This window comes from Hymenobacter psoromatis, from assembly GCF_020012125.1.
GTDB classification, from domain to species: domain Bacteria; phylum Bacteroidota; class Bacteroidia; order Cytophagales; family Hymenobacteraceae; genus Hymenobacter; species Hymenobacter psoromatis.
Genome location: NZ_JAIFAG010000001.1, coordinates 4002118 through 4015539, shown reverse-complemented (window position 1 = coordinate 4015539; position 13422 = coordinate 4002118). Strand labels below are relative to the sequence as shown.

11 protein-coding genes are annotated in these 13422 nt (G+C 62.5%); 7 read left to right on the top strand and 4 right to left on the bottom strand.

Translation table 11 applies throughout. From position 1 onward, the window contains the following. Nucleotides 1–40: 40 nt before the first annotated feature. Nucleotides 41–838 (bottom strand): carboxypeptidase-like regulatory domain-containing protein, encoded by a 798-nt coding sequence (locus tag LC531_RS17280; protein WP_223652486.1) that lies wholly within the window; start codon nucleotides 836–838, stop codon nucleotides 41–43. A 115-nt stretch (nucleotides 839–953) separates the two neighbouring features. On the opposite strand from LC531_RS17280, the gene LC531_RS17275 reads away from it, so the two are divergent. From LC531_RS17275 to LC531_RS17260, 4 genes are all read left to right on the top strand, one after another. After that, complete coding sequence (locus tag LC531_RS17275; protein WP_223652484.1) at nucleotides 954–2729, top strand: amino acid permease; 1776 nt, start codon at nucleotides 954–956, stop codon at nucleotides 2727–2729. 254 nt (nucleotides 2730–2983) lie between these two features. Continuing rightward, complete coding sequence (locus LC531_RS17270) at nucleotides 2984–3667, top strand: hypothetical protein (protein ID WP_223652482.1); 684 nt, start codon at nucleotides 2984–2986, stop codon at nucleotides 3665–3667. A 113-nt stretch (nucleotides 3668–3780) separates the two neighbouring features. Next, entirely contained in the window at nucleotides 3781–4623 is an 843-nt protein-coding gene (gene tcmP, locus LC531_RS17265; protein WP_223652479.1) for a three-Cys-motif partner protein TcmP, read from the top strand. A gap of 2 nt (nucleotides 4624–4625) precedes the next feature. Further along, nucleotides 4626–5339, top strand: coding sequence for a DUF5131 family protein (locus LC531_RS17260; RefSeq protein ID WP_223652477.1), 714 nt, complete (start codon nucleotides 4626–4628; stop codon nucleotides 5337–5339). Between the two features lie 66 nt (nucleotides 5340–5405). On the opposite strand, the gene LC531_RS17255 is transcribed toward LC531_RS17260, so the two are convergent. Further along, on the bottom strand, nucleotides 5406–7007 hold the full coding sequence (locus LC531_RS17255) for a S53 family peptidase (RefSeq protein ID WP_223652475.1): 1602 nt from the start codon (nucleotides 7005–7007) through the stop codon (nucleotides 5406–5408). A 195-nt stretch (nucleotides 7008–7202) separates the two neighbouring features. Here LC531_RS17255 and LC531_RS17250 point away from each other — a divergent pair, with 195 nt between their 5' ends. Continuing rightward, nucleotides 7203–7760: a hypothetical protein gene (locus LC531_RS17250; protein WP_223652474.1), complete on the top strand. Its 558-nt coding sequence runs from the start codon at nucleotides 7203–7205 to the stop codon at nucleotides 7758–7760. A gap of 46 nt (nucleotides 7761–7806) precedes the next feature. Continuing rightward, a complete protein-coding gene (locus LC531_RS17245; protein WP_223652473.1) occupies nucleotides 7807–8748 on the top strand; it encodes a lipid A deacylase LpxR family protein in 942 nt (313 codons plus the stop codon). A 104-nt stretch (nucleotides 8749–8852) separates the two neighbouring features. Here LC531_RS17245 and LC531_RS17240 read toward each other — a convergent pair whose 3' ends face one another. Further along, the gene (locus tag LC531_RS17240) at nucleotides 8853–9842 is read right to left on the bottom strand and encodes a DMT family transporter (protein WP_223652469.1); all 990 of its coding nucleotides are present in this window, start codon (nucleotides 9840–9842) and stop codon (nucleotides 8853–8855) included. An 85-nt stretch (nucleotides 9843–9927) separates the two neighbouring features. On the opposite strand from LC531_RS17240, the gene rpiA reads away from it, so the two are divergent. Then, nucleotides 9928–10686, top strand: coding sequence for a ribose-5-phosphate isomerase RpiA (rpiA, locus tag LC531_RS17235; protein ID WP_223652467.1), 759 nt, complete (start codon nucleotides 9928–9930; stop codon nucleotides 10684–10686). Nucleotides 10687–10766: 80 nt separating this feature from the next. Here rpiA and LC531_RS17230 read toward each other — a convergent pair whose 3' ends face one another. Then, nucleotides 10767–13325, bottom strand: coding sequence for a DUF5686 and carboxypeptidase-like regulatory domain-containing protein (locus LC531_RS17230; protein ID WP_223652465.1), 2559 nt, complete (start codon nucleotides 13323–13325; stop codon nucleotides 10767–10769). Nucleotides 13326–13422: the final 97 nt, after the last annotated feature.

Genomic DNA, 13422 nt, shown 5'->3' with positions numbered 1-13422 from the left:
TAGGAAAGGGCGAAAGGGCGTTTGAGCCCACCGGCTTAGCTCAGTGCCGAAACGGCCGCCCCAGCTGGTACTTAGTCCAGTAATAAAGCCGACGTGGGTGCCAGGGCCAGGGCCGAGCAACTTGGTAGCCGCCAGCCACCACGACCTCACTCAAACCCATTATATCGGTTTGCAGCATTATGGCCATCGGTGCGCCGCCAGCAGGCAGCCGGACGGTAATATAGCCCACGTAAGCAACGCTCAATGCTGGTGCGGCCATGCCAGCGGGAGGCAAAAAAGTGAATTCTCCCTTTGCATTAGTGAAAACGTGAAGCTCGGTACCTTGTAATACTATCGTCGCACCTGGTAATGGGTCGCCTGTAGCGGCATCGGTTACGACACCGTGCACCTCGGCCGCGGCCGCGTTGGTCACTACCCCCGCGCCAGAGCTGGGCGCGCCCACTGGAGCTGAAGCTGGGGGTAGGGGCGTAGCCGGCTGGGCCGCGGGGATAGGGCCGGCACTGAAGTAGCCGCCCGTAGTCTGGGCGGCCACTCGGCCCGCGCCGAGCGCGCCGCCCGCCGTGACCAGCGCCGCCAGCCAAGTGCGCCAGCGCGGAGCCGCCCCGCCTGGCGCGGCCGGCCACAAGGGCCGCGCCAGCTGCCCGGCCCGGAAGCGCCCGCACGCTGGCCCCGCCGCGCCGGCCAGGTAAGCCAGGATTTCGGCATCGGTTTTCTGAGTGAAATCCACGACCACCTTCTGGCAGGCAGCGCAGTGACGGCCGGCGGGGGTAGGCGTCATGGCGGCCCAGCTTTCAGCGCAGGGGCGCGGGATGCGGACGGAGCGAGCGAGCGGCGGCATAGCGCCAAATATAAGCACTGAATTCTTTTCCACTACCGCCCCGCGCCCATTGGCCCCCGGCTGGCCGTATCTTGGCCGTTTACTAGTTTGCGTGCCCCATCTTCTTCCCGGCCGAATGCCCCCATCCAATTCCTCGCTCTTTCGCCGCAAATCCATCGCGGCCATCCTGGCCAACCCACCCGCCGACGCCGAAGGCCACGGTGGCTCCGGCGGCGGCCTGGCCCGCCACCTCACCGTGCGCGACCTCACCGGGCTGGGCATCGCGGCCATCATCGGGGCTGGCATTTTTAGCACCATCGGCCAGGCCAGCCTGAATGGCGGGCCGGCGGTGTCGCTGCTGTTCGTGTTCACGGCCGTGGCCTGCGCATTTTCGGCGCTTTGCTACGCGCAGTTCGCAGCTACTATTCCGGTCAGCGGCTCAGCTTATACTTACGCCTACACCTCGTTTGGCGAGCTGGCGGCCTGGATTATCGGCTGGGCGCTCATCATGGAGTATGCCGTGGGCAATATCGTGGTGGCCATTTCGTGGAGTGACTACTTCACCGGCCTGCTCGACAGTGTGGGCTGGCACATCCCGCGCTGGCTCACGATGGGTACTCAAAGCGCCCACGCCAGCTACGAGGCCGTGCTGGCGCTCATGGAAGCCGGTAAGCCACTGGCCGCCGCCACGCCCGCGCAGCTCGATGGCTACTACGCCTGGACCAACGCTCCGGAGCTGTTCAACGGCCTGCGCCTAGCCGTGGATTTGCCGGCCTTCGGCATCACGGTCGCTATCACGGCGCTCGTGTACGTGGGCATCAAGGAAAGTAAAAATGCCTCCAACTTATTGGTGTTGTTGAAATTGGTTGTGGTGGCGGTGGTTATCGTGGTGGGCGTGTTCTACGTGAAGCCCGAAAACTGGCATCCTTTCGCGCCCAACGGCATCGGCGGGGTGCTCAAGGGCGTGTCGGCCGTTTTCTTCGCCTACATCGGCTTCGATGCCATCTCCACCACGGCCGAGGAGTGTAAAAACCCGCAGCGCGACCTGCCCAAGGCCATGATGTGGGCGCTCATCATCTGCACGGTGCTCTACGTCATTATCACGCTGGTGCTCACCGGCATGGTGTCGTATAAAGAGCTGGGGGTAGGCGACCCGCTCTCCTTCGTTTTTGCCAAGGTGGGCCTGCCCCGGTTCTCGGGCCTGGTGGCGGTAAGCGCGGTGTTTGCGATGGCCTCGGTGCTGCTGGTGTTCCAATTGGGCCAGCCGCGCATCTGGCTCACCATGAGCCGCGATGGCCTCCTACCCCCCGTGTTTGCCCGCATCCACCCGCGGTTCCACACGCCTTCGTTCAGCACCATCGTCACGGGTATCTTCGTGGGCGTGCCGGCGCTGTTTCTGAACATGGATTTAGTGGTGGATTTGACGAGTATCGGCACGCTGTTCGCGTTCGCGCTGGTGTGCGGCGGCATCCTCATTATCGACCCCTACGGCAAGTCCAATGCCCGCTTCACGGTGCCCTACATCAGTGGGCGCTGGCTGATACCGCTGCTACTCGTCGTGGCCGGCTCCCTGCTCTGGCGCTACGACCACGGCACCATTACGAAGATGGTAGAAGACGTGGACGGCACCACCGCCCGCCGCACCCACGCGGGCTACTACGGCATCTTCCGCCACCAGATTCCCTACCTCGTCTTCATCCTCGCCTCGCTGGCCATCATGGTCGTCACGTTCCAAAAGAAGCTCTCGCTGCTGCCGGTGCTGGGCCTGCTCACCAACCTGTATCTGATGACGCAGCTCGGCATCAACAACTGGACGATGTTCCTGATTTGGCTGCTGATTGGGCTGGCGATTTACTTCACGTATGGGTATAAGCACTCGCGGCTGAACCGGGGGGTAGAGGTGGCGGGGTAAGTCGCGGACGGCATTACTCTCCCTTAATCGTCCGTCATCCCCCGCAAATTCTACTCGGCTCCCCGCAAATCCTATTTGGCCCTTTGCAACTCCCGCTCGGGTCGCCGCAAATCCTACTCGGCTCGGGTAAAATGCTATTCAACGACGCGCAAACGCTCGTCGGGTTGCCGCAAACGCCCGTCAGGTTACCGCACTAGCCCGGCCGGGCGTAGTTTTAGCCCGTCAACTTCATTTTTAACACATTATTCCAGGATATGACGGACGAAGAAATCAACTACCGCACGATGGCCCGCCAGGCCGAGCGTCACCTCAGCACCACCCGCCCCACCTGGGAAGCCGCCGCCCCGCGCCTGCTGCCCGCCTTCCAGCGCCTGACGGAGCTACTGGCCGACTTTGACGAAGTGGCCGCCCAGCGCGCCGGCCTCAGCAGCCAGGGCTACACCGATGCCAAGGACCAGGCCGAAGCTGCCGCCGTGGCCGCTGCCATGCGCGTGGTGAAGGGCCTGCGCGCCGTGCAGCTCGACGCCCCCAGCCCCGACCTGCTGCCCATCGCGGGCTTCTCCGAGTCGGGCCTCAAGCGCCTGCGCGACGAAGCCCTGGTGCAGGCCCTCGACGCCGTGCGCGCCGCCGCCCCGCCCCACGCCGCCGCCCTGGCCGAAGTGCGAGTCACGCCCGCCCACCTCGCCGCCCTCGATGCCGCCACCGCTGCCTACCGCACCCTGGTGGGCACCCCCCGCGGCCAGGTGCTGCAAGGCAGCGCCCTGCGCACCACCGGCAAAAAGCTGGTGTCCCAGCTGCGCGACACCCTCGACACCCGCCTCGACACCCTGGAAGACGACTACCCGGAGCTGGTAGCCGGCTACCGCCAGGCCCGCCGCCTGGTGCAGGCCGGCCACGGGCAGGCGGCCGTTGTGGCGGCCCCTATCCCCCAGGTGTAGGGGCAAGTAGCTGATACAAAATAAAGCTCCAGCCGAACCAGCGGCTGGAGCTTTATTTTGTAGTTAATAATAATTTCTACACTCTAATTGCTCCTCGAAGCACAAAATCAATTATGAACGGGTTCGGCGGAAAATGGACAGAAGAAAAAATAGAGGTATTCATAAAATACGCAAGAGCTTATTTGACTGTTATGAAAGACAGACCGTATTTTAAGCTACTCTATTTTGATGGATTTGCTGGGTCAGGGGTCATTGACCCCACGGACGATGGCGACCCCTATGAACTTATTGAGGGAGTGGCCAAACGAATATTAGACATCACAGAGCCCAGAGCGTTTGATACTTATTACTTCGTAGAAAAAAATAAAAACAACGCGGACAGGCTACGTGAGCTTATTAAAGTGAAGTACCCAAATAAGCCTCAGGCTGGAGTAGTGCATGGTGACTGCAACGTGAAGCTAATCGATTTAGCAGCTTACATGCGAAGGGATGAAAACAAAAAAGTCCGTTCGCTTGCGTTTTTAGACCCCTACGGGATGCAGCTAAGCTGGAATTCTTTGCTAAGTTTACGAGAACTTCCAGTTGATACATGGATTTTGGTTCCCACCGCAATAGGTGTGGGCAGGCTACTGCGAAGAGATGGAGTAATCGAGCCAGCTTTAATGGACAGGCTAAAGGATTTTCTCGGAATGGAAGAGGTAGAAATAATGAATCATTTCTACCAGCGAAAAACCACTCCCACCTTATTTGGTCCAGAGGAGACGGTAAATAAAATTCCTGACGTTACCGAACGAATAGCTGCCCTGTATACTGACCGGATACTACAAGCTGGAATTTTCAAATATGCTTCCAAACCCAGAATACTCAAAAATTCAATTGGGCTGCCGATGTATCACTTTGTTCTGTATACAAATAAAGAGTCGGGCTTAAGAATTGCGGACACAATTAAAACCTAATTATGGCACAGTCTAGCATCGAGTGGACCGAAATGACGTGGAACCCTACCACGGGGTGTGATAAGCTCTCAGCCGGTTGCAAATTCTGTTATGCCGAAGTCATGACTAAGCGGTTACAGGCGATGGGCGTAACCAAGTATGAGGAAGGCTTTAAAGTCATTCGGACTCATGAAGAAGAGTTGGCGCGACCTTTTAGTTGGCATAAACCTCGAACGGTATTTGTCAATTCCATGAGTGACCTCTTCCACGTCGATGTGCCGTTAGCTTTCATCCAACGAGTGTTTCACACGATGAATCAGTGCCCACAACATCAATTTCAAGTCCTCACGAAGCGCGCCGAACTACTAGCGCAATACTCACCTGAGTTAAATTGGACAGCTAATATCTGGATGGGTGTTTCGGTAGAAGATACGCGCGTTCAGCACCGCATCGATTATTTGCGCCGCAGTGGAGCCCAAATAAAATTTCTGTCATTAGAGCCGCTCCTTGGGCCATTGCCAGACCTCAACCTTGAAGGTATTCATTGGGTGATAGTGGGAGGAGAATCAGGTCGTAAGCCTCGGCCTATGATGGAAGAATGGGTAGAAGATATTCGTCAACAGTGCCAACGCGCAGGCGTTGCCTTTTTCTTTAAACAGTGGGGTGGACCAAATAAAAAGGCCGCCGGACGTTTACTCAATGGGGAAGTTTATAGCGAGATGCCCGCCTTAGTATGACAAAAATCAGCGATAGTGTAAAATAAATACCCCAGCGGTCCAAGCTGGGGTATTTATTTTATACAGTTACGCTACTGGTTTGCCCCCCAGCGCCGCCAGCAGCTTACTGCCCACCGGGCTACCCCACCCCGTGCAGGCATCCCAGCCCGGCCCGGCCGTGAAAGCCCCGTTGTTGCCGCTGGTGATGTCGCGCGTCGCGCCTTGGCCCGCCAGCGAGCCGTAGAGCAGCGGATTCAGGAAGCCCACCGGCTTTGGCAGCTTTTGGTTGAGCAGGGCCAGCAGGCCGGCCCAGAGCGGGGCCACGGCGCTGGTGCCGCCGATGACCAGGTTCTGGCCGTCCACGCGCACCTCGTAGCCGGTGGCGGGGTCGGCGTCGGCGGCCACGTCGGGCAGGCCGCGACCGGGCTTGGCGCCGGCCGGGGGGGTAGGGAAGTGGAGCTGCTGCTGGTAGGCGGGCACCGGGAAGTAGGCGCTGAAGCCGCCGCCGGTGGCGCTGTTGGGGCCTTCGTTCCAAACTATCTCGCTGGTGATGGCCGCGCCGGTGGCCGCCAGCTTGGTGCCGCCGCAGGCCAGGGCGTAGGGGCTGCTGGCCGGGAAGTCGGCGTGGGGCTGGCCATCGGTCACGCCATCGGCCGAGCCGTTGTCGCCGGCCGCCACGCACACCGTGATGCCCAGCAGCGCGGCGGCCTGAAACGCCTGGTCGAACTGGTCCAGCGCCTGGGTGGTCCAGGTAGATTCGGGGCCGCCCCAGCTGATGGAAAGAATGGTCGGCTTGTTAGTTTTGTCGTGAATGGCGGTCGTAATCGCATTCAGAAAGCCCTGCGAGGTATTAGGGGCGAAATACACCACAATGTGCGCCTTCGGGGCCACGGCGGCGGCTACCTCGATGTCGAGCAGCACCTCGCCGTCGGCGCTGTTGGCGTTGGTGGGCTGGTTGCGGCCGCCGTTCACGCTCACCACCCGCACGGCCGGCACGGGCAGCTTCAGGCCGGTAAAATACGCTTTCAAATCGGCGGGTTTGAAGCCGCCGCCCAGCTCAATAATCGCAATGGTCTGGCCCGTGCCATCGAGGCCGGCCGGAAAATTGTAGAGCTGCGCCAGTTGCGGCGGCGTAAACGCCTGGCTGGCCGCGCGCGCCACCAGTGCGCCCGGTCCCGGTCCGGGCCGCACCTGGAAGTGCGCCTCGGCCTGCGGCCGATTATCGAGCCCAAATACGCCCTGCACGATGTCGCCCAGCGCAGTGGGTACCGTCAGGGGCCCGGTGCGGCCCCGATAGGTGCCCTTTGGGTAGCTGTACTGGTGCAGTTCGGTACCAAACGCCTGGCTGAAGTGGGCGGCCGAGCCCGCCAGCAACATACTGCACCGGCCGGCATCGGCGTGCACCACGGCCAGGTGATGGGCCCGTGCGAAGTCCACTACCCGCTGCATGTCGGCCGGGTCGGTGCCCATTTGCGCTTCCAGCTCCTCGCGGGTCAGGTAGGTGCGCTGGGCGGGCGGCACATCGGCCAGGGCCGAGGGGTTGGGCGGCTCGGCCAATGGCGTTTTGGGCCGCAGGCGCAGCGTCACCTCCAGTTGCTCATCGGGGGGTAGGGCGTGCGCAATGTGAGCCTGGGGCAGGGCGGCGCGTTCGCTGCCTCGAACGATTATCCGGGGTTGGGTGGCGGGCATGGGGGTAGGAGCTAGTTGAGAGTTAAAAGTTAAGAGTTAAAAGTTAAAATAAGAACGGTCATGCTCATCTGGCGTCCGCTTGTCGAAGCATCTCTACCGCGCCGTTCAGGCGTCGCTCAGTAGAGATGCTTCGACAAGCGGACGCCAGATGAGCATGACCGTTCTTATTTTAACTTTTAATTCACTACCCCTCCCATGCTCCCTGGCGAAACTATTCTGCTCACCCTGCGCCTGCCCGGTACCCTACCCCCCGCCACGGCCCGCGCCCTGGCCGCCGAGCTGCGCCAGGCTCCGGCCGCCGGGGCCGACTACCGCCGCGCCCAAAAAGTCTTTTTTGCTAAATTCGATGCCGCCCTGGACCGGGCCGGCACCGGTGCGCGCCACTTCGAGGACGAGAAAATAGCCGCCGCGCTGGCTGGTGAGTTTATGCTGGTGGAAGAAACCGGCTTCGTGGTGCACGGCTTCGCTATTTTGCCCGGCCACGCGCACCTGGTGCTGCACCTACCCCCCGGCCGCGGCCTGGCCCTGGCCAAAGCCCTGGATTTGCTGCATGCCCGCAGCGCCGCCGCCTGCCGCCGCCTCGTGCGGCCCCGCCTGGCTCCCGACGCGCCGTTCTGGCAGGGCAGCTGGCACGACTACCCCGTGGCCGATGCCGCCGAGCTAACGCGGATTCTGGCTTACGTGGGCGGCCAGGCCCGGCAGGCCGGCCTGCCCCAGCGCTACCAGAAGTGGCCGTATGCCGCCAGCTATTAAGCCGGCGGGCTGTTCCGAAGCAGCTAAAAATCCGTAGGTTGCCCCGATGGCTCCGCTGCTGCTCCTGTTTGCTTGCCTGCCGCTGGCCCCGGCCGATAGCCTGCGCCCCACCAGCCCCGTGCGGCGCTTGACTTACACCTACGCCAACGATTTCTTCTTCGGCACCGATTACTATTTCACCCAGGGCATGACTTTCGACTGGGCGAGCCCGGCGCTGGCCCGCTCGCCGGCCAACCGCCTGCTGCCCCGCGGCCCCATCGGCGGCGTGCGCACTCACGGCATCCTGCTGCGCTACGATGGCTTCACGCCGCTCAGCATCACCGATGCGCAGATTCGGGTGGGCGACCGGCCCTACGCGGCGTATTTCTACGCTTCACTGTACCGCGTTAGCAACCAAGCGACTAAACGGCTGCGCCTGACTACGGCCGTCGAAATCGGCTACCTAGGGCCGGCGGCCGGCGGCAAGCTCATCCAGACCAAGCTGCACGAGCTGACCCACAACCCTACCCCCCACGGCTGGAATAACCAGATAAGTTCCGACGTCGTGCTGGGCTACCGCGCCAGCCTCGACAAGCGGCTGCTCGCCCTGGGCCGCGCCGCCGAGCTGATTGGCCGCGCCGAGGCTTCGCTGGGCACGCTCTACACTTACGCGGGGGTAGGCGGCCGGCTCCGGGTGGGAAATCTCACGCCCTTTTTTGCCAATGCGGATGCCGCCCGCCGGCCCCGCTGGCAATGCTATGCCGAGGCTACGCTCAGCGGCCGGCTGGTGGGCTACGATGCCACGCTGCAAGGCGGAGTGTTTAATCGTAATAGCCCGTATGTGCTGGCTTTCAGCGAGGTAAGCCACGCCGTGCTGCACAGCACCGGCGGCCTGGTACTGGCGCACGGCGGCCTCAGCTTCACGGCCACGGCCGTGTACGTGGGGCCGGAATTCGGGGGCGGCCGCCCGCACCGCTGGGGCGTGCTGGGGGTAGGGCGGGAGTTTTAATTCAGTTAACATTTATCAATTAGCATTTAACAGTCGTTCAATCAGCGCGTTTTGCGCAAACGGAACGACTGTTAAATGCTAATTGATAAATGTTAACTGAAAAGCTACCGCGCCCGGTGGATAGTGAATACCCCGGCCAGGATGATGGCCATGCCTGCCGCGTGCCACAGGTTAAAGGCTTCGCCATCGAGCGCGCCCCAGGCCAGCGCTACGATGGGAATGAGGTAGGTGCTCGACGAGGCAAAGAGCGTGGTGGAGCGCTGCAACAGCATATTAAACAGTAGCGTAGCCACCGCCGTGCTCATAGTGGCCAGCAGCGCGATGTAGCCAAAGGCCGCCCACGCACCCGGCACTGTCGCCAGCTTATGTGCGAAGCTAGTGCCCAGCAGCAGATACACCAGCGCCGGCCCGCCGATAATAAGTAGTAGCAGCGAGGTGACGGCCACCGGCGTGAGGCCGTGCAGGCGGTACTTTATCACGTTCACGCTCAGGCCGTAGCCGATGGTGGCCAGCACGATGTAGCCGCCGTACCAGGCGCTGCTTACACCGCCGGGGGTAGGGCCGGCGGCGGCGCTGCCGCCCAGCAGCATCAGCACTATCGTGCCCGCCAGGCCCAGCCCAATGCCCAGCACCCGTGGCCCCGTGAGGCGCTGCCCGAAGAAGAGCGCGCCCATCAGCAGCGCAAATACCGCCGTGAGGGCGTTGAGCACGCCCGCCAGCCCCGAGGCCAGCCGCGTTTCGGCGTAAGCAAACAGAAAAGCCGGAATGAGCGTGCCCACCGTGCCGCTGAGCGCCAGCCACTTGAGCCGGCTGCGGTCTACCCGCCCGATTTCGCGCACCGCAAAGGGCAGCAGCAGCAAGGCCGCCACGCTCACCCGCGTGGCGCCCAGCTCCAGCGCCGAAAACACCACCAAGCCCTTCTTCATCAAAATAAACGAGGTGCCCCAGATGAGCGAAAGCACTAGCAGCAGCCCCCACGCCGCCGCCGAGGGGGTAGCCCCCACCGCCGGCCCCACTTCGGGCGCGGCCGACGCGGCGGGCGGCACTGGCGCGGGGGCAACTAACGAGACAGGGGGTAGGGCAGGAGCGGGCATCGGGCAAAATTACGCCCGGCCCCCGCGCCCGGCCAGCGGCAGCCGCGCCGTAACATTGCCATAGTTTTCGCCAGCCCTACCCCCCATGACTTCGCCCAACGCCCCTACCCTCCCGCCCCAGCAGCAGGACCACGAAAAAGCCCAGGCCGCCGCCGCCGCCGTGCGCTGGGTGCGCGACGGCATGGTGCTGGGCCTGGGCACTGGTACCACGGCCGCCCACTTCATCCGGCAGTTGGGTGAGAAAGTACGGGCCGGCCTAAAGGTGCAGGGCTTGGCTACCTCGCTGGCTAGTGAGGCGCTGGCTAAGGAAGTCGGCATTCCGCTGCTGGAGCCGCGCCGGGGCCTCACCTTCGACCTGGCCATTGATGGGGCCGATGAGCTGGACCCGCAGCTGCGCCTCATCAAGGGCGGCGGCGGGGCGCTGCTGCGCGAAAAAACCCTGGAAACTGCCTCGCGCTACCTGCTCGTCATCGCCGATTCCAGCAAGCTGGTACCGCAGCTGGGCCGCTTTCCGCTGCCGCTGGAGGTGGTGCCCTTCAGCCTGCCCTGGGTGCTGGATGCGGTAGAAAAGCTCGGCGGCGCGCCCGTACCGCGGATGCGGAAGGACGACCCCACGGCGAGCTATTATTCTGACCAGAAAAACCTGCTGGTAGACTGTCACTTCCAAACCATCGCCGACCCCGAAGGCCTCGCCGTGCGCCTCAAAACCATTCCCGGTATTGTGGAGCACGGGCTGTTTCTGGGGCTGGCGCAGGCGGCCATTATTATTCAAGACGGCCAGGCGCAGGTGCTGCGGCCCGGCGAAGCCGCCCGGCCGGCCGCAGAATTCTCGGAGTTGCCGTAGGGCGCGGGGCTTGCCCCCGCCCGGCGTTGAACGAAATGCGCCCGAATTGTGCAACGCCGGGCGGGGGCAAGCCCCGCACCCTACAACCGAAACTGCGCGCCTACCTTGATGCCGAAGTTGCGCGGGTTGGGCTCGCCAGGGCGGGTGCTCATGGCGTCGCGGTAAGTGAGGCGGTGAATGAAGTCAACCCGGATAAATTTCAGGATATTCTCTAAGCCGTAGCCTACCTCCACGTAGGGCGTGCTACCGAGGGTGGGTAGGGGCCCGCGCGTGTCGGAAGGCAAACGCTGGTTGCGGCTGCTCAGGCCGCCGTAGAGGATGTTGGTGGTAGCCACCAGCCGCCAGTTCAGGGCCCGCACGCCCGGAATGGCGTTCAGGATGATGCCCTCAAAGTGATGGTCGAGCCGGAGCGACGCCGAGTGGTCGGTCACGAACTCGAAGTAATTCAGAATATTGAAGGAGTTGATATTATAGAAGGGCGTCTGGTTGCCCAGCGGAATCTTCAGGAACAGTGCCGGCAGCCGGCTCGCCGTGTAGCCGCCCTCCACGCGGTAGTTGAGGCGGCCCAGGTGGCCTAGCGACACGCTGTGGCTCACCAACATATTGAATTTCTGGTAGCTGCTGCGGCTGTTGGTGAAGAAGTCGCGCGCCCCCAGCGTGTAGCGAAACGTGAACACTGGCCACTTCTTGAGGCCGATGGCGCGGCGGCGATTTTCGGCCTGCACCTGGTTTTCGTCGGGCGCGTAGCGCGACTCAAACACGGCCTCGCTCAGCGTCAGGCTGCTCACTACCTCGTTGTCGCGCTTGATGGGGAAGTCATTACTCAAATACTTGATATTCTGCTCGCGCAGCAGCACGGTTTCGGTGAAGCCGTGAAACAAGTCGCGCTGCACCGAGAGCACGCTCAGGTTGCGCAAAATGGGCTGGCCCTCGCGGAAGCGCCCCCAGCGCGAGGCCGCAATAAAGAGGTTGTTGTCGCTGGGCAAGAAGTCGTTGTCCAGCAGCGCAGCCTGCTCCACATCGTGCTTAAACTCGCCGCTGAACACCGTCCAGTGCCGGCGCTCAGCAATGTAGCTGAGGCGCCCCCCGTACTTCATGCGGCCGTCGGCGGTACCATAAGCCAGGTAGCTTTGCAGCACCGCGTTGCGGCTCATGGCGGGGGTAGTGCGGAAGCCCAGCCGGAAGCGGTTGCCTTCGTAGTTGTTGTGGGCGTAGGTGTAGATGATGGGCCCCAGCTCCAGCGGCCCCGCGTGCTTGTAGCCATTCACAAACAAGTCAATCCAGTCCAAAGTACTGCGTACCGAGGGTAGCTCGGCGGCCGAGTCGAGCACGGCGAAGGTCTGGCGCTCGCTTAGGCTCAGCGTATCGGGCCGGTTTTTATCGAAGTAGCCCTCCGATGCGCCCTTCGGCAGTAGGCCGCTCAGCAGGCCGCTAGTTTCGGCGTCGGTGCCCGGCTCCATGATGGTGGAGACGATGGGCTGGTCATAGAAGCCGCCCTCGTGCTCGGGATTGCGCGCAAAATCGGAGTTGACTGTATGAAAGCGCACCCGCATGGCGGCCTGCTTGTCATAAGGCCGCACGCTGAGGGCCAGCCGGGTGCGCAGGGGTAGGCCCGGCCCGCTGCCCGGCGAAGTCAGGTCCTGGAAAATGCGCAGGTCGCTCACGAAGTTGATGTTGGCCTTGTCGCTGGCCACCAAGTCGAGGCGGCGCAGGGCGTAGCCCTGCTTCGTAATCCAGATGGTGCCCGTGAAGGCCAGGTCGTGGGCGCGGCGCGGCGTCACGCGCAGCTTATAGCACAGGTCCTGGCCCACCAGCAGCGAGTCTTGCAGCTCGTAGTCGTAGGTGAGCCGCCCGCCGGCCGAGATGGGCGAGATAAAGTCCTTCCCCAGGATACTTTGCCAGTTGGGGTAAAAGTCAAAATTCTGGAAATTCGAGCCCAGCATCTGGCTCAATACCGAGCCCTCGCGGGGGCCGGCCCCGCGCATCTGCTTGTGCTGAATGTCTTCGCGGCGGCGCAGGGGCGGGCCATACTTCACGTACACCCGCGAGCCCACCTCCGATACAAAGAGGGGTAGGGGAGCATCGGGGTCGGCGGCGGCGGCCGCACCCTGGCGCACGGCCAGCGCCCGAATGTCCCGCACCACCTTGCGGTTGGCCATCGCCTTGGGCAGCTCGGTCAAGCTCACCTCAATGCGGTTGTAAGAGTTAAAATCGGCCGAGTGGAGGGCGCTGCGCTCGTTTTCGGGCTTGTGCTTCTGCACCTCGCGCAAGATGCGAAACGCCGGGTTTTCGGGCTGCCGCGAGCTGATAACCACTTCGGCCAGGGCTACCCCTCCGCCTTTTTTGAGGCGAAACAGGATGGCCTGCTGGGGCGCGTCGGTCAGCTTTTTGCGCAGCGTAAGAAAGCCCAGCGCCGAAACGGCCAGCGAGTCGGGCGCGCCATCCACAGTCAGTTTAAATTTCCCGTCGAGGTCAGCCGTGACGCCCGTGCTGGTGTGCGGCACAAAGATGGAAGCAAACGGCACGGGCTCGCCCGAAGTAGCTTCTACTACCTGTCCGCTCAGCGTAATGCGTTGGGCTAGTGCCAGCCGGCCCGTCAGCAGCAGGCCCAGCAGCAGCAGCGAAACGATAACTCTCATAAAATGAAGGCGCGGGGCACGGAATGGGCAAGTACAAGGTTGCGTCCGCAATTTACACCAGCCGCCCCGGCTAGACAAGCGTTTTACCGCCGCCCCG